Origin of the sequence: Kutzneria sp. CA-103260, assembly GCF_018263855.1 — a bacterium.
Lineage (GTDB): Bacteria > Actinomycetota > Actinomycetes > Mycobacteriales > Pseudonocardiaceae > Kutzneria.
In genome coordinates, this window is the sequence record NZ_CP073318.1 from 4,057,080 (window position 1) to 4,073,726 (window position 16,647).

Consider the following 16,647-nt stretch of genomic DNA (forward strand, 5'->3'; position numbering starts at 1 on the left):
GTCATCGGCGGATCCGCGCCATCTGCGGGTCGACCAGCGGCTCGGCGGCGACGGCGGCCCGGATCATCCGGTCGAAGTACCGGATCTCCACCTTGGCGCCTTCGGTCAGGTTTGCGGGCAGCCAGGCGTAGGCGATCGGTTTGCCGATGGTGTGGCCGAACGCCGCCGAGGTCACGTACCCCGAGGACACACCGTCCACAAAAACCGGTTCGCTGCCCAGCACCATGCTGTGACCGTCGTCCACGGTCAGACAGGTGAGCCGACGGCTGACGCTTTCGTTGCTCCGGCCGGCAATCGCCGCGTGGCCGACGTACCCGGTCTTCTTCTTGCTCACGGCGAAGCCGAGACCCGCCTCGTACGGATCGTGCTCGGTGGTCATGTCCGTGCCCCAGGACCGGTATCCCTTCTCCAGCCGGAGGCTGTTGAACGCGGCCCGGCCGGCGGCGACGACACCCAGCGGCTGCCCGGCCTCCCACAACAGGTCCCACAGCCGTTGGCCGTACGCGGCGCTGGCGTAGATCTCCCAGCCCAGTTCGCCCACATAGGACAGTCGCATCGCGGTCACGGGGATGCCGGCGATCTGGGCCCGCCTGAGTCGGAAGTACTTCAGTGCCTCGTGGGAGAAGTCGTCGCCGGTCAGCGGTTGCACGAGGTCGCGGGCCAGCGGACCCCAGACCCCGATGCAGCAGGTGCCGCCGGTGATGTCCCGTACCTGCACCGTTTCCGGCGCCATCCGTCGAAAATAGTCCACGTCGAGGTTGCCGTTGGCGCCCACCTGGAACAGGTGTTCGTCGAGCCGGGCCACGGTCAGGTCGGAGCGGATGCCGCCGGCCTCGTCCAGGGCGAGGGTGTAGGTCACCGAGCCGACGGACTTGTCCATTTGGCCGGTGGTCAGCCGCTGCAGGAACTCGACTGCGCCCGGCCCGCTGACCTCGATGCGCTTCAACGGAGTCATGTCGTACAGGGCGACCGCGGTGCGGGTCTGCCACGCCTCCGCGGCGGCGATCGGCGAGTGGAACATCGCCGACCATTCGTCGCGTGCCGGCGGCTGCCACTCCGGCGGCAGTTGCGCGACCAGGTGAGCGTTGGCCTCGTACCAGTGCGGCCGCTCCCAGCCGTGGGCCTCAAGGAAGAACGCGCCCAGCTCTCGCTGTCTCTGGTGGAATGGGCTCACCCGCAAGTCTCGCGGCGATGCCTTGGGCTGCAACGGGTGCAGCACGTCGTAGACCTCGACGAAGTTCTGCTGGGACGTTTCCTCGACGTAGGCCGCGGTCGTCTCGATCACATCGAACCGGTGCACGTCGCAGCCGTGCAACGCGACCGAGCTCCGGCCGTCCACCAGCAGCTGCGCCACGGCGCGGGCGACGCCGGCCGAGTGGGTCACCCACACCGCCTCGGCGATCCAGAAGCCGGCCACATCCGGGGATTCGCCGATCAGCGGCCCGCCGTCCGGAGTGAACGAGAAGATCCCGTTGAACCCGGTGTCGATCTTCGCCGCACGTAGCGACGGCAGCAGCGCCTTGCTGTCCTCCCAGGCCGGGGCGAAGTCCTCCTCGGTGAACGGCAGCATCGACGGCATCGCCGCCTCGGACGGGTCCTCAACGTCAGGCAGGTCGGATATGTCTGCCGGCATAGGCCGGTGGGCATAGGAGCCGATGCCGAGCCGGTCGTTGTGCTCGCGGTAGTACAGGTCCCGATCCTGGTGCCGCAGGATGGGCAGCCGCGCCTCGATCGCCTCGTCGTTGCGCCCGACGAGGTCTGCGACCTGCCCGGTCCGCGCGTACTGGTGGGCCAGCGGCAGCAGCGGCACCGTCATGCCGACCAGCTCGCCGACCGCCGGACCCCAGAATCCGGCGCAGGACACGACAATGTCGGCCGGGATCACGTCGTTCTCCGCGGTCCGGACACCCGTCACGCGGCCGCCCTGTTGGAGGACTTCGGTGATGCGGGTCGAGCCACGGAACATCGCACCTCGGGACTCCGCCCGCCGGGCCAGCGCCACCACGGCCCGAGATGCCTTGGCCAGCCCGTCGGTCGGCGTGTGGAACCCGCCCAGCACCGGCTCCGGGTCGATCAGCGGGTGCAGCTCGACGCACCGCCGCGGGTCGACGACCTCGCCGGGAATGCCCCACGAGGTCGCCCACCCCTGCCGGCGGTGCAGCTCGGCCAGCCGCTCCGGGGTGGTGGCGACCTCCAGGCCGCCGACCTGGTTGAAGCACCACTCGCCGTCCAGCGCCTTGAACTTCTCGACGGTGTAGGTGGCGAACTCGGTCATCGTCTTCGACGCGTTGGTCTGGAAGACCAGACCCGGCGCGTGCGAGGTCGAGCCGCCAGTGAGCGGCAGCGGCCCCTGGTCCACGACCGTGACCTGGTGCCAGCCGCGTTCGGCGAGCTCGTCGGCCAGGTTCGCACCCACGATCCCGGCTCCGATGATGACAACACGAGGGGTGGCGCCCATGTCGGTTCGCTCCTAACGGGACAGCCCACTGTGGTCAACGAACTCTCGAACCCGGCTCCGGTTCACGGTCGACCGTTGCCGCCATGCGGCGAGCCTCCCGTCGTACCTGTTCTCGCGGATTGATATATCAGACGTATGCCACGTTAGGGTCGGTCGTGACCGCGGTCAACACTCTGCGGGAAACTCCGCCTGTCTTCGCAGCTCGGCCGACTCAGTGGCCGCGGGCGAGCCACTCCGGCAGGTGCGGCGCCTCGGCGCCGATCATGGTCGACCCGCCGTGCCCGGTGTGCACGGTCGTGTCCTCGGGCAGCGTCAGCAGCCGCTCGCGGATCGAGTCGATGATCGTGTCGAAGCTGGAGAACGAGCGCCCGGTGGCGCCGGGACCTCCCTCGAACAGGGTGTCCCCGGTGAACACGGTGCTCAGCTCGGGGGCGTACAGGCAGGTCGACCCCGGCGAGTGCCCGGGCGTGGCCAGGGCCCGCAGCTCGATGTCGCCCACGGTGAGCAGCTGCCCGTCCCGCAGCTCCAGGTCGGGCTGACGGCCTGGATGGGTCTGCTGCCACAACAGCTCGTCGGCCGGGTTGAGCATGATCGGCGCGCCGACCAGGTCGGCCAGCGCCGGCGCCTGCCTGACGTGGTCGTCATGGGCATGCGTGCACACGATCGCCATCACACGACGGCCGGCGATCCGCTCGGCGATCGCGTCGACGTCGTGGGCCGGGTCGATGACCAGCACCTTGCGGTCGTCCCCGACCAGCCAGACGTTGTTGTCGACGTCCCAGGTGCCGCCGTCGAGAGAGAAGGTGCCCGAGGTGACCAGGTGCTCGATCACGGGACCACCACCGATCGCATCAGGAAGGCCTCCTCCACTGGAAGATCACCGTATCAGGCCCGCAATTCTGTTGCGTGTTGCACAACCGGGGCTGCGATACGCAACAGGATGCAAGGTTGAGCGGGCCCGCGTCAACGTTCATCCGAGATTCGACGCGCCAGGCGACTAGGGTTGCGACATGAGGAACGGCCGTGGAGATCAGGAGGACACCCCCAACGGCAGCCAGGTCCAGTCGGTGGACCGGGCGCTGAGCATCCTGGAGATCCTGGCCAGACACGGTGAACTGGGCGTCACCGAGATCGCCGGCGAGCTGGACGTGCACAAGTCGACCGCGTTCCGGCTGATCAGCGCCCTGGAGGCGCACCGACTGGTCGAACAACTCGGCGAACGGGGCAAGTACCAGCTCGGCTTCGGCGTCATCCGGCTGGCCGGGGCCACCACCGCTCGGATGAGCCTGCCCCGCGAGGGCAAGCGCGTGTGCCGGCGGCTGGCCGGCGAGCTCGGGGAGACGGTCAACATCGCCGTGCTGGACGGCGACGCCATCATCAACATCGCCCAGGAGCAGGGCAGTTCCTCCATCACCGCGCAGAACTGGGTCGGCCGCCGGACCGCCCCGCACGCCACCTCCAGCGGCAAGGTGCTGCTCGCCTGGGCCGAGGAGGACGAGCTGGCCACCGTGCTCGACCACGGGCTGGATCGATTCACCGAGCACACGGTCACCCTCAAGGCCATGCTCAACACCCAGCTCATGCAGGTCCGGGAGTTGGGTTGGGCCTGCACCACCGAAGAGCTGGAGATCGGCCTCAACGCCGTCGCCGCCCCCATCCGCACCAGCGGCGGCTCGGTCGTCGGAGCGATCACCGTCTCCGGCCCGTCCTACCGCCTCAGCGCCGAGTCCTTCCCCCAAGTCGCCGAAAAGATCATGGCCGGCGCCGCGGAGATCAGCCAGCGACTCGGCTTCCATTCCTGAGTTGCGTATCGCGGCTGCTTGTCACAGGTTGCGCAACGCGTGTAAGGCCTTCACGCTTTGGCCGGCCTGGGACCTGAGCCGCCCGGTCGGCTTGGTCGACACCGCCGCGTTGATCGACATCACCCAACCAGCCCTTGTCTACATCCCGCCGCACCGTGCCGTGCCAGCACCGTCCACAGCCGTCACCTAGACCCATTGCGGCGCAACGTCTCCACCCGCCCTTACGCCACCACACAAACGACCTATTACCACCGATTTTCCTTTGCCCCCAACGCTTTCTACCCGTTCGAGTGATGAAGTCGATCTTTCGGGGCGAGTAGAATCGCTGGTATGGAAGAGAAAGTCGCTCGCTTGATCGAATGCGAGCGAGTCCTTCGCAAGACCCAGGCCGAGCGGCTGCGGTTGATCGCCGAGTTGAACGTCGACGACTGGGCCGTCAATGACATCGGCATGGCCCTGCAGTTGTCGCCCAGCAACGCTTCGTCTCTTGTGGACTGGGCTACCCGTGTCGCCACGGTGTTTCCTGACGTGCTGGACGCCATGGACGCCGGGATGATCAGTGAGTGGTCGGCGCACGGGTTGGTCGATCCGACCGAGAACTACAAGCCCGAGCTGGCGCAGAAGGCCGTCACGAAGACCCTGGAGACCGCCGAGGGCCGGTGTTGCCAACAGCTGCGGCGGTCGGTGCGGAGTCGGTTGCAGCGGGCGGATCCCGCCGGGCATGCTCGGCGGTGCGCGGAGCGGCGGCGGGATCGGAAAGTCGTGCTCTACGACGAGGATGACGGCATGGCCGCGATCAAGTGTGAGCAGCCGGTGGAGGTCGCGCAGGCGATGTATGCGAAGGTCGATCGGTTGGCGCGGCAGGAGCCCAAGAGCGGGCGGTCGATGGATGCGGTGCGGGCGGATGTGGTGGCCGCGTTGGTGTTGGAGGAGCCGAAGAGCGCCGGGTCGAAGGCGCTGATCCAGGTCACCGTGCCGATCACTGCGCTGCTGGGTGTCGATGATCGGCCGGGGCAGCTGGATGCCGGGCAGGTGATCCCGGCGGAGGTGGTGCGGGACCTGATGGCCCATCCGGGCACGGTGTTTCACCGGTTGCTGACGGATCCGGCGGGGAACTTGTTGGAGTACAGCCCGGGGATCTATCGGCCGAAGGCGGAGGTGGATCGGTTCATTCGGACGCGGAACAGGACGTGTGTGATGCCGTGTTGTTCGCATCCGTCGCGGTCGTGCGATGTCGATCATGCGGTGGCGTGGCCGGAGGGCAAGAGCACTGGGGCCAATCTGGGGCCGTTGGATCGCAGGCATCACCGGTACAAGCATGCGACCAAGGCGAAGGTCAGCATCGCGGAGGATGGGACGGCTACCGTCGAGACGAGGTGGGGGCAGACGTACATCACCAGGCCGGAACCGGTGGAAGAGCCGCCGTTCTGAGATCGTCTCGGCGGACCCGCCCTAAGGCTTGGAACATCACAGACTCGTGGGCTGGTGATCCGCTGCCGCGGCCACGACGGCCGACTTCTGCGTTGACGATTCCGGGGTGCCGTCGCGGCCTTGCCACCTGGCACCGTGGTTGGGGTCCGTAGGTGCGTGCGTCAGGTGGGGGCGTTGGGTGGGTCGGCGGCGGGTGCGTCGTGGGTGCGTCGTGGGTGCGGTGGTGGGCGCGTTGTTGGGGCGTCGTCGGGGCGTTGTGGGAGCGTCTGTTGGCTTAGTTGAAGAAGCCTTGGTTGGTCTTTTTGCCTAGGTGGCCGGCGCGGACCATGCGGGTGAGTAAGTCGCAGGGGGTGAAGCGGGGGTCGCCGGTGATTTCCAGGAGGACGTGGAGGGTGTCGACGATGGTGTCCAGGCCGATGAGGTCAGCGGTGTGGAGAGGGCCCATGCGGTGGCCGAAGCAGTCCTCGAAGAGCTGGTCGACGGTGGCAGGGGAAGCGGTGCCCTCCTGAACGACGGTGGCGGCGTCGTTGATGGTGGACATGAGAACACGGTTGGAGACGAAGCCGGGGGCGTCGCGGACGACCAGGGAGCGTTTGCCCATGGAGGCGAGAAGCTCGTTGGCACGGAGGAGGGTGGCAGGGGCGGTCTGAGGGGTGACGGCGACCTCGACTACGGGTTTGAGGGGCGCGGGGTTCATGAAGTGCATGCCCAGAAACAGGTCGGGGCGAGAGGTGCCGGAGGCGAGGAGGGTGATGGGGATGGCGGAGGTGCAAGAGGCGAAGACGGTGTCGGCAGGGCAGATGGGGTCGAGGGTGTGGAAGAGGTCCTGCTTGAGAGCGATGCGTTCGGGGGCGCATTCGATGACGAAGTGGACGGTGGAGAGGTCGGTTGGAGTGGACGTCCAGAGCACAGAAGAGAGGGCTTGAGGGAGGTCGCCGGTGAAGTGCTTGAGGAGCGTGGCCAGGCGAAGGCCGTCGCGAAGGCGGTCGGGGGCAGCGGAGCGGACGGACTCTACGGGCTCCAGGACGACGACCTGGTGGCCGGCGGCGGCGAGGCTCTGGGCGACGCCGAGACCCATGGTGCCGGCGCCGATCACGCCTACTGGCCTGTTCATCTGATCAACCTTCACGACAGTAGCCGCACATGGTCGGCGGGAGACGGAGGACGGTCACCGGAATAGCCCAGGAGCAAGCGGCCACCGTCCTGAGAGGACACTGCGAAGCCGGCGAAGCGGAGCGTTACCAGCATGATTCGGTTGACGTCGGTGGGAACGAACTCGGCCATGGGGCGACGGCCGGAAGCCAGGGCGCGCGTGATGATGTGGTTGAGGAGCACGGCGCCGACGCCACGGGACATGACGCGGCAGGACATGAGCAGGAGCTTGAGAACGCTGCGGTCCGAGTGGATCTCGCTCAAGGCCAAGCCGATAGTGCCGTAAGGCCCGAAGCGGTCACGGAGGCTGGCGACCAGGACCTCATGATTCGGGGAACGGCTCAGGCGGCGGAGCTCGTCGAGGTCGGCGGTCCAGCCGGTGGTGTTGAGCTGGTGCGTACGGACGGTGAGTTCGTGGGCCCGGATCAGGTCCGACTCGGCGGCCCGGCGGACGGTCATCTCCAGGTCAAGGGAGGCAAGGAACTCGGCGGACGGACCGGTGTGGCCCTGCTCGGCCTGTTTGCGAGCGGCCTCGACACGGTACATCTGCCGACGCTGCCGGGACTCGGGGGTGACGAACTCGGGCTGGAACTCGACCCTGCGGGGCAGCCACGGGACCTCGTCGGCGGGATAGCAGCGAACCATCGGTAGCGCCTGGGCGACCTCGGCGCGTTCCAGCGGATCGTTGTCCACGAAAGCGATGGTGTCCAGGCCGATGTTGAGAGCCTCGGCCACCGACTGGACCGAGTCAGACTTGGCTCCCCAGTTGACCTGTATGACGCTGAACATCTCGGCCAGGCCGTGGGCGGCGAGGTGGGCGGCGGCGACGTCGGGTTCGCCGCGGCTGGCAACGGCGTGCAGGATGCCGCGTTCGTCCAAGGTACGGAGCGTGGACACGGCACCGGCGAAAGGCTCGGGGGCGTCGCCCTCCAGTACGACGCCATCCCACAAAGTGTCGTCCAGGTCCCACACCAGGCACTTGACAGTCTTGGTCATGTCCTCCTCCGGTGCTTGCGCAGCACATGGTCGGCGATGTGCAGCTCCGACACCTGGTCCGCGCCCTCAATGATCTGCATGACCTTGGCGTCCCGATAGAACCGGCCGGCCCGGCTGTCGGGGGCGATGCCGGCGGAGCCGAGGATCTGCACGGCGTCGGCGCTCACCGCGGCAGCGACCCGGGAGGCGGTGTACTTGGCCATGACCGTGCGGGCGATGACGTCGGCAGAACCGTCCATTCGGGACTGCGCGGCGGCGGTGCAGGAGAGGCGGGCGTTGTCGGTGTCGACGGCGGCGCGGGCCAGCATCGATCGCACCAATTGGTGATCGGACAGGGGGACGCTGGCCTGGACGCGGGAGGTCGCGTGTTCGGCGGCGTCGCGTAGGCAGGCCTCGGCCATGCCGACGCAGCCCCAGGCGACGGTGAAGCGGCCGTGGTCGAGAGCTGTGGCGACTACGTGGGACAAGCCGAAACCAGGCGGTGCGATCAGGTTTGAGCGAGGCACCCGGACTTTGTCGATTCGTACGTGGGCGATGTGGGCGGCCCGCATGCCCAGTTGGTCCTGCACGGGGTCGAGATGGACGCCGGGGCGGTCGGTCTCGACGAGGACGGTGGCTGGTTTGCCGTCCAGCACGCCGAGGACGAGCAGGACAGTGGCGATGCCGCCGCAGGTGACCCAGCGCTTGTCGCCGCTGACGGTCAAGCTGTCGGGGCCGGGCTCAATCGTGGTGGTGACCGCGGTGAGGTCGGTGCCGGCGCTGGGCTCCGTGGCGGCGAAGCCGGCGATCTCCTCGCCGGCAGCCAGGCGGGGCAGCCAGTGCGACCGCTGGGCCGAAGTTCCCCAGCGAGACAGGGCGGCCGACACCATGGCCTGTACGGTGACCAGACCGCGCAAGGAGCTGCATACGCCGCCGACCTGGGCGCAGAACTCGCCCAGTGCCAAGGGGGTGCCGCCGAGCCAGTCATGGGAGGCCAGCTGTTTCACCACATGTAGTGGGAAACCGCCGCTGAGATCCCACCGGGCCGCCTCGGCCGGATCGAGCTCCACCTCAGGCCGCCGTCTTCATGTGGACGAAATCGGTCAGCCGGTTGATGGTGCGAAAGTGGTCCAGGTCGAGGTCCTCCACCTCGACGGCCAGGCCGAACCGCCGCTCCACGAACGTGACCAGCTCCAGGGCGAACAGCGAGTTCACCAAGCCCCTGGCGAAGTAGTCCTCGTCCGGGCCGATCCGGTCACCGGTCGCCCCGCTGAGAAACTCCGTCAGCTCCGCCCGGACGTCCATCGCGTTCTCCCTCACAGGTAGTGCTCCGTTGCCCCGCTGTCCCCGTTCTCCACCAGCAGCAGGCTCCACGCGGCCACCGGGCTGGCCCCCAGCAGCACCGCACGCTGCCCGGGGCCGAGTTCGCCACCGTCGATCGCGGCGGTCAGGTTCAGCAGCATGTCGTTCGGCCCGAGGTGCCCGTAGCGGCGCAGATTGTCGGCGCAGGCCTTGGCCATCTCCACGTCCAGCGACTCGGCGGTGAACCGCAGCGACGCCTCGGACAGGTTCTGGCCCAGGTGGCAGTGCACGTCACCATGAACCATTCCGTTACGGGCCAACAGGTCCCGGTACAGGTCACGCAAGCGGTTGCGGGTCTCCATCGCCAGCTTGAACGAGTACCGCTGCTGGTCGGCGCACTCCTCGCGCCACTGCGCCACCGGCCGGTCCCGGAACTCGACAGCGAACAGGTCCCAGTACTCGCCGTTGCTGAACTGCACCATGTCCAACACGCGCAGCGGGCCCCCACGGCCGATCACCACGGCCTGGCCGCCGTCCCCGCTCACGGTCACCGGATGCCGATAACGGTTCGGAGTCGCGGGCTTGCTCCCGTGCATGACAAGCACGTGCTCGGCGGTCTCCTCGTCGGCTAGGAACGCTCGCGCCGCCCGCAATGCCGGTGCCAAGGAGACACAACCCTGACCGCCGATGCCGAAGGTGACCGCGCGCCGGGCACCCAGCGCAGCCTGTACACGGGTGGCCTCGGAGCTCAGAAGTGTCTCCGGCGCCCGGGAATCCACGACGATCAGGGCGTCGAGGTCCTGGGCGCTGAGGCCGGCCTGAGCCAGTGCTTGGGTGGCGGCGTTGACGGCCAGGTCCACGGCGGACAGATCGTCATCAGCTCGAACCCGGTCGATGCCCAGTTGCCGGCAGGTCTCCCACTCCTGGTCGGTGAACGGTAAGTCGGCGACCCGGACTTCCTTGTCCGGCAGGAAATGGGCGATGGATCGCAGCGCGACGGGGCGGGGCATCAGCTCTCCCCAGCGAATTCAGCGAACGCGGTCGCCAGCTGGTCGCCGAAGGCCGCCAGCTCGTCCGCGTCGAACCGGCCGTGGTGCGCGAGGTGCAGGTGGAGTTCCCCGTTGACCACGGCGGTGGACACGGCGATCGGCATGGAGGCGAGCAGGGACCTGTTCTCACTGCCGAACATCGGGCTGAGGACGCCGAGCCGGCCCGCGCCGACCCGGAACGAGTTCACCCCGCTCACCTTGTGCTCCACCAGAAGCTCCGGCTCAGGCAGCGACCGCAGGCGTCGCACCGCATCGGTGTCCGGGCTGAGGTGCCGCAAGATCCCGTACCCGACACCGTCGTTGGGCACGGCCTGCAATGTGTCCGCCACCGTCGCCAGCGTGTCCGCCACCCGGGCGTCCGGCGATACCGGGACCAGCAGAGGGAAGGAGTTGGTGAACCAGCCGACCGACCGGGACCGGTCCTGCGGCCGGAAGGTGTTGGGCGTCCCATGGCCCACGGTCAACAGGTAGGCGTTGGGGGTGCCACGCCACCGAGCCCACGCGCAGGCCACGGCGGCGAGGGCGGCCTCGCGGCTGGGCGCACCGGGCTGCAGCAGCACCGAGCCGCCACTGCCCAGCTGCACGATCCGGTACTGCACAACCGGATCGGTCCCGGGGACAGCCGCCAGCGGCGCGGCGCCGTCCGACCGACCGCCGCGCAGGACGCTGGTCCAGTAGGTCAGCTCACCGGCGAGCTCGTCGGATCGGGCCGACTCGACCAGGTGCCGCGACCACGCCCGCCACGCCGCCGGCCTCGGCTCCACCGGGCCGGTCAACCCGGCGTTGAGATCCTCCAGCATCGGGACCGTGGAGATCTCGTCGTGCGCGAAGTGGTGCACCACCAGCAGCAAGACGCCGCCGCGCCGCGGGCCGCGCTGGTAGAATCGGGCCCGCAGCAGGGGACCGCGCTGGATGTCGATCTCCGCCAGCAGCTCGTCCCGGTCCGCCCGGACGATCTCGAACTCCTCGTCCCGGCCCAGCGGCGGCAGCGCCACGGTGTCGAACACGTGCCCGGACTCGGCGGCGAGCTCGATCCGCCAGCCCAGGCTGTTGCGGCGGAACCGATAGCGCAGCGGCTCCTGCGCCTCAGTGAGTCGCTGCACGGCGGCGCGCAGCGCGTCGGCGTCGATGCCCGCCGGGACGTCCAGCATCTCGAACACCACGAAGTCGGCTGCGGTGCTGCCCGGCACATCCAGCATATTTCGCATCAGCGGGGTGAGCTCAGGGGCGCCCTCGACCGGCGCCTCCTCGGCCGTCACGGTCGACGCCACGGCGGACAGGCCGCGCAGGGTCGGGTTCCGCAACACGTCCTGCGGGGTGATCGCCACCCCGGCCCGGGCGGCCCGCGCCGCCACGCCGACGCTGAGCACCGAGTCGCCGCCGATCTGGAAGAAGTCCTCGTCCAGCCCGATCTGCTCGCGGCCCAGCAGTTCCGACCAGATCCCGGACAGCACCCGCACCGGACTGGCGGCAGTGGCTCCGGCAACAGTGGTCATGGGCTTCTTCTCCTGACTCAGGCTCGCGCGGTCGAACTTGCCGTTCGAGGTCTTGGGCAGCGTGTCGTGCACCACCACCCGGCTGGGCACCATGTACGCCGGCAGCGCCCGGGCCACGGCCGCCAGCAGCTCGGCCTCGGACGGGACGGCCTCGCCGGCGACGTGCCCGATCAGGCGCGGCGCACCGGAAGGCAGTTCCTCGCTCACCACAAGGGCTTCCCGCACGCCCGGCTGGGCGACCAGGGCCCGTTCCACCTCGGCCGGCTCAATCCGGAAGCCACGCAACGAGATCTGCTTGTCGGCCCGGCCGTGGAAGTCGATCGCCCCGTCCGGCCGGAAGGCGGCCAGGTCGCCGGTCCGGTACATCCGGGCCCCCGGCCGGGCGGCGAACGGATCGGCCACGAACCGCACGGCCGTCAGGCCGGGCTGCCGATGGTATCCGCGGCCGACCGCCACCCCGCCCAGGTACAGCTCGCCGATCTCACCCGCCTCGACCGGCTTTCCGGCTCCGTCCAGGATGTACGCGTCGACGCCGGCGATGGGATGGCCGATGTCCGGCAGGTCGTCCCCGTCCGGGGCGACCGTCGAGCATGTCGTGACGATGGTGCACTCGGCTGGTCCGTACATGTTCAGCACCTGGAAGGGCAGCCAGGCCGGCGGCCGGACGCGAAGCCGGTCGCCACCGGTCCACAACGTGTGCAGGACCAGTCCCGGCTGCTCGATGTAGTCGCTGATCAGCAGTTCGGTCAACGGAGTGGACAGGGTGGCCGAGGTGATCCCGTTGTCCGCGAACCACTTCAGCAGGGTCGCCGGAGTCTGCTTCACGTCTCGCAGCACGTGCAGGGTGGCGCCGTGGTAGAGCGGGGAGAGGATCTCGGCGATACAGGCGTCGAAGCCGGCCGAGAACGTCTGGGCATGCCGGTCCCCGGTGGAGAACCGCATGATCTTCCCGTTCCAGCGCAGGAAGTTCAGCAGACTGTCATGACCGATCGCACAGCCCTGCGGCCGACCGGTGGAGCCCGAGGTGAACGCCACGTAGGCCAGATCAGCGGCCGGTTCGGACTGGCCGTCCAGCTCGCGTAGCTCCGTGTCGACAATCATCATCGGCGCGCCGACATCGGTCAGGATCTGGTCGATACGTTCCCTCGGCACGACCGAATCCAGCGGCACGAAGGCCCGATCAGCGGCCAGCACGGCAAGCCAGCCGGCCACCATGTCCACCCGGCGCTCGGCCAGCACCGGCACGATCGGGCCGGCCCCCGAAGCCTTGAGGCGAGCGGCCAGTTCCTCGGCCCGACGGCAGATCTCGCCGTAGCTGTAGGAGTTCTCGCCGTCGACCAGGGCCAGGTTCTCCGGGGCGTGGCCACGGATCGCCGACCACACCGAGTCCTGGTAGTCGCACAGTGGCCGGTCCGGGTCGGCCACGGCCTTGGCGACGATCTCCTGATACAGCCCGATGAGCCGCCGCATGTGCGACTCGTCGAACAGGTCGGTGGCGTACTCCAGGTAGCCGCTCATCGGGCCACCGTCCTGATCGGACAGTCCGATGGTCAGGTCAACCTTGGCAGTGCCGGCGGCGATGCCGTAGCTGCCCTCGTCGCTGGGCGAGGCGGTGAGCCCGACCATCTCAGCGGGGTGGGTTTCCGTGTTCTGGTGCGTGTAGGTCACGGTGAAGATCGGGTGCCGCGCCGCGTCTCGCTTGGGGTGCAGGTCGGCCACGATGGAGCCGAACGGGATCTCCTCGTGGTCCAGCACCCCGGTGACTGTGGCCGAGCAGCGCCGGACCAGTTCGCGGAATGAGACGCCACCGTCCACAGTGGTCCGGAACGGGAGAAGGTTGTTGAAGTAGCCGACCAGCTCGTGGGTGACCGGATTGATGCGCCCGCTGGTGGCCGCGCCGATCACGACGTCCTCGTGCCCGGCCCAGAGGTGCATGAGGGCATCCATCACGGCCATCATCGTGACGAAGGTGGTCACACCCTCCTGGCGGCTGAACTCGCGCAGCGCCACGGCGTGCTCGGGCGGCAGCGCGAACGCCATCAGCGCGCCGGCGTGCGATTCGACCTGCGGGCGAGGCCGGTCCAGCGGGAGTTCTCGCTGGCGCAGCCCGGCCAGCTGGGTGCGCCAATAGGACAGCCCGCGTTCCATCCGCTCGGCGTCGAGCCAGTTTCGTTGCCACGAGGCGAAATCCACGTACTGGACGGGCAGGTCCGGCAAGCCCGCCGGCTGACCGGTGACTCGGGCGCGATAGAACTCGGACAGGTCACGCATGAAGATCCGGGGCGTCCAGCCGTCGAAGACCGTGTGGTGCCAGGTGATCAGCAGCTGGTGATCCACCTCGCTGAGGGCGTACAGCACACCCCGCACCAACGGGCCGGTGGCAAGGTCGAAGCCCTGGATGCTCTCGGCCTCCGCGTACTCGGCCAGCCGCTCGGGCTCGTCGCTGAGGTCGACCAGACGGAGCTCGGGGCGCGCGTCCAGCAACACATGGGGCCGGCCGTCGTCGCCGAGGATGAAGCGGCTGCGCATGACCTCGTGTCGGTCGACCAGGTCGGCGAATGCGGCCTGCAACGCCGCTCGGTGCAGCGGTCCGCCGTAATGGACATCGGTCGGGATGTTGTACAGCGCGGTGCCGGGTTCGAGCTGGTCGATGTACCAGAGCTGTTCCTGGTTGATCGACAGCGGCAGCCGGCCGGCCCGGGACACCACCGGCACCGTCCAGTCCTCGGCGACGCCGGCCCGCTGCTCGATCAGCGCCGCCAGCTCGCCGACGGTCCGGTTGGCGTACAGGTCGGCGAAGGTCAGCCGCGCGCCGAACCGGGCTTCGATCTCCCGCAGCAGTCCGATACCGGCGATCGAGGTGCCGCCGAGTTCGAAGTAGTTGGAGTCGGCGTCGATGTCCGGGGCCTTGAGCGCCTTGGCCCACAGCCGGGCGACCGCCTGCGTGACATCCGCAGACGCCTGGTGGGCAACGGTTTCGTCCGGCTCGGGCGGCGTGTGCCAGCAGGACACCGGCTCGAACGGATAGGTCGGCGCCTCGATTCGCGGAGCCTTCGAGGTCCACTGCAAGGTGGCACCGAGTTCGTACAGCCGGCTCAGCGAGGCCAGTGATCGCAGGCGCACCACGGGCAGTTCCGGGGCCAGCTCGGCGATTCCACGGGACAGCTCGCCGTCGGAGCCCATCTCCAGCACCACGGCCCCGTCGGCGACAAAGCCTCGCGCGGCCCGTCGCAGGCCCTCCTGGTTCGCCGGAGTCGACGGTTGGGTCAGGCCCGCGAGCGCTTCCGCCTCGGTGATCTTGCCACGGATCAGCCGGACCGCCAGATTGCCGTGACCGGACCCGACCAGCCGTGCGTCCGGCAGACCCAGGACATCGTACAAAGCCCGCTGCCGCAGGACAGTTCCGCTCAACGCCGGATCCACCGGGAGCTGAGCGGCGAGATCGGCCCACGCCGCATCGGAAATCTCGGTGTCGCCGGAGAACAGCAACACCACGGGTGTTTCCCTGGCCGGCTCGGGCACCTTGGCCGCGCGCAGCGCCTCAGCCAGTTCTTTGGCGCTGTGCACGGTGAACGCAAGTCGGTAAGGGTGATCGTCGCGGCCGGCGTTCAGTGCGAAGGCCACCTCGGCCAGGCTGCGTTCGGTGGCGTCCAGGAACTCGGCCAGGCGAAAGGCACAGCTTTGCAGGGCCGTGGGCGTGCGGGCGGAAACGGTGACCAGCCGAGGCTTGCCATCGTCCACAGTGGTCACCTGGGCCGGGGCTTGTTCGAGCACGGCGTGCACGTTGGTGCCGGTCAGGCCGAAGGAGCTCAGCCCGGCGACAAGCGTCGGCCACGGCTCCGTCGCGGTCTGCACCGGAACGGGTAGCGGGAAAAGCGGATTGGGCGTGTTGTAGTGCACCGTCGGGTACAGCGTCGAATGCCGAAGCCCGGCCAGCACCTTGAACAGCCCGGCCATGCCGGCGGCGTGGTCGAGGTGCCCGAAGTTGGACTTCACGGCCCCGATCGGCGGCAACTGCTCGCCGAACGCTTGGTACAGGCCATCGGCCTCGACCACATCGCCCAGCGGCGTGCCCGAACCGTGGCATTCGACAAACCCGATTTCCGCGCCAGCCACCCCGGCGTCCTGCCACGCAGTCCTGATCGCGGCGGCTTGAGCCCGCGCGCTGGGGGCGCTCATGCTGGTGGCCCCGGCGCCGTTGTGGTTGACGGCGATCCCCCGCAGCACGGCGTGCACGTGGTCGCCGTCGGCCAGCGCTGCCGAAAGTCGTTTGAGCAGCACGAATCCGCCGCCTTCGCCGCCGGTCGTGCCGTCCGCGGCGGCATCGAAGGGCCGGCACACTCCGACCTGGGACATCACGCCGAGCAGCGGGTCGTGGTCCTTGTCCAGTTGCAGCACGGTTTCCAGGGACACGCCGCCGGCCACAGCCAGATCAGCCTGGCCTGCGCGCAGCTTCTCCACGGCCAGCGCCACGGCGGCGAGGCTGCCGCTGCACGCGGTGTCCACGACGAGGGTCGGCCCGGCGAAGTCGAAGAGGTAAGCGATGCGCGCGGCCATCGCCGACGGCAGCGACCCCAGGATCTGGTTCGGGTCGTCGTCCTCGTAGCCGGCGGCGTAGGCCTGGTTGGGCGCGCCGACGATCACCGCCGTGGCCGAGCCACGCAGGCTTCCCGGGGCGTAGCCGGCGTTCTCCACCGCCTCGTGCACCAAGTGCAGGCCCAGCCTCTGGTGCGGGTCCATGGCCTGCGCCTCGGCCAGGGACAGACCGAAGAACTGGTGGTCGAACAGGTCCACCCGGTCCAGGTAGCCGCCGGGCACGTAGGCCGCATCAGTCGTGCCACCGGCATGGCGCACCCGGTCCGGCGCCGGCCGGCGCACGCTGTCCCGGCCGGCGGCCAGGTTCTCGTGCAGCTCGTCCAAGGTGTGCGCGTCCGGTAACCGGAGCGCGACACCGATGATCGCGATCGCTTCCTGCGCCATGC

10 protein-coding genes are annotated in these 16,647 nt (G+C 68.9%); 2 read left to right on the plus strand and 8 right to left on the minus strand.

Features of this window, described 5'->3' with window-relative positions; all coding sequences use genetic code 11:
• Window position 1 precedes the first annotated feature (1 nt).
• Window positions 2–2,458 (minus strand): GcvT family protein, encoded by a 2,457-nt coding sequence (locus tag JJ691_RS17375; RefSeq protein WP_211769792.1) that lies wholly within the window; start codon window positions 2,456–2,458, stop codon window positions 2–4.
• A gap of 211 nt (window positions 2,459–2,669) precedes the next feature.
• Window positions 2,670–3,290, minus strand: coding sequence for an MBL fold metallo-hydrolase (locus JJ691_RS17380; RefSeq protein WP_211769793.1), 621 nt, complete (start codon window positions 3,288–3,290; stop codon window positions 2,670–2,672).
• A 178-nt stretch (window positions 3,291–3,468) separates the two neighbouring features.
• On the opposite strand from JJ691_RS17380, the gene JJ691_RS17385 reads away from it, so the two are divergent.
• Both JJ691_RS17385 and JJ691_RS17390 read left to right on the plus strand, forming a co-directional pair.
• Window positions 3,469–4,260 (plus strand): IclR family transcriptional regulator, encoded by a 792-nt coding sequence (locus tag JJ691_RS17385; protein WP_211769794.1) that lies wholly within the window; start codon window positions 3,469–3,471, stop codon window positions 4,258–4,260.
• Window positions 4,261–4,590: 330 nt separating this feature from the next.
• Window positions 4,591–5,691, plus strand: a complete 1,101-nt coding sequence (locus JJ691_RS17390) for a DUF222 domain-containing protein (RefSeq protein ID WP_211769795.1) — start codon at window positions 4,591–4,593, stop codon at window positions 5,689–5,691.
• A gap of 274 nt (window positions 5,692–5,965) precedes the next feature.
• Here the strand turns inward: JJ691_RS17390 and JJ691_RS17395 are convergent, their stop codons facing one another.
• From JJ691_RS17395 to JJ691_RS17420, 6 genes are read right to left on the minus strand one after another with little or no spacing between them, the layout of a single operon-like run.
• Window positions 5,966–6,805 (minus strand): 3-hydroxyacyl-CoA dehydrogenase family protein, encoded by an 840-nt coding sequence (locus tag JJ691_RS17395; RefSeq protein WP_211769796.1) that lies wholly within the window; start codon window positions 6,803–6,805, stop codon window positions 5,966–5,968.
• Between the two features lie 11 nt (window positions 6,806–6,816).
• A complete protein-coding gene (locus JJ691_RS17400; protein ID WP_211769797.1) occupies window positions 6,817–7,839 on the minus strand; it encodes an HAD-IIIC family phosphatase in 1,023 nt (340 codons plus the stop codon).
• Window positions 7,836–8,888 carry an acyl-CoA dehydrogenase family protein gene (locus JJ691_RS17405; protein ID WP_211769798.1) on the minus strand — a complete coding sequence of 351 codons (1,053 nt, stop codon included), beginning with the start codon at window positions 8,886–8,888 and terminating at the stop codon, window positions 7,836–7,838. The genes JJ691_RS17400 and JJ691_RS17405 overlap by 4 nt, the downstream gene beginning before the upstream one ends.
• Before the next feature lies 1 nt (window position 8,889).
• Window positions 8,890–9,123, minus strand: a complete 234-nt coding sequence (locus JJ691_RS17410) for an acyl carrier protein (protein WP_211769799.1) — start codon at window positions 9,121–9,123, stop codon at window positions 8,890–8,892.
• A gap of 11 nt (window positions 9,124–9,134) precedes the next feature.
• Window positions 9,135–10,130, minus strand: a complete 996-nt coding sequence (locus JJ691_RS17415; protein WP_211769800.1) for a 3-oxoacyl-[acyl-carrier-protein] synthase III C-terminal domain-containing protein — start codon at window positions 10,128–10,130, stop codon at window positions 9,135–9,137.
• Window positions 10,130–16,645 carry a non-ribosomal peptide synthetase gene (locus JJ691_RS17420; RefSeq protein ID WP_211769801.1) on the minus strand — a complete coding sequence of 2,172 codons (6,516 nt, stop codon included), beginning with the start codon at window positions 16,643–16,645 and terminating at the stop codon, window positions 10,130–10,132. Before JJ691_RS17420 ends, JJ691_RS17415 begins: the two co-directional genes overlap by 1 nt.
• Window positions 16,646–16,647 lie beyond the last annotated feature (2 nt).

What these genes read in the sequence shown, in the direction of transcription:
- JJ691_RS17375 (WP_211769792.1), bottom strand. Translation starts at nt 2,458, where the DNA reads ATGGGCGCCACCCCTCGTGTTGTCATCATCGGAGCCGGGATCGTGGGT.
- JJ691_RS17385 (WP_211769794.1), top strand. Translation starts at nt 3,469, where the DNA reads ATGAGGAACGGCCGTGGAGATCAGGAGGACACCCCCAACGGCAGCCAG.
- JJ691_RS17390 (WP_211769795.1), top strand. Translation starts at nt 4,591, where the DNA reads ATGGAAGAGAAAGTCGCTCGCTTGATCGAATGCGAGCGAGTCCTTCGC.
- JJ691_RS17395 (WP_211769796.1), bottom strand. Translation starts at nt 6,805, where the DNA reads ATGAACAGGCCAGTAGGCGTGATCGGCGCCGGCACCATGGGTCTCGGC.
- JJ691_RS17400 (WP_211769797.1), bottom strand. Translation starts at nt 7,839, where the DNA reads ATGACCAAGACTGTCAAGTGCCTGGTGTGGGACCTGGACGACACTTTG.
- JJ691_RS17410 (WP_211769799.1), bottom strand. Translation starts at nt 9,123, where the DNA reads ATGGACGTCCGGGCGGAGCTGACGGAGTTTCTCAGCGGGGCGACCGGT.
- JJ691_RS17415 (WP_211769800.1), bottom strand. Translation starts at nt 10,130, where the DNA reads ATGCCCCGCCCCGTCGCGCTGCGATCCATCGCCCATTTCCTGCCGGAC.
- JJ691_RS17420 (WP_211769801.1), bottom strand. Translation starts at nt 16,645, where the DNA reads ATGGCGCAGGAAGCGATCGCGATCATCGGTGTCGCGCTCCGGTTACCG.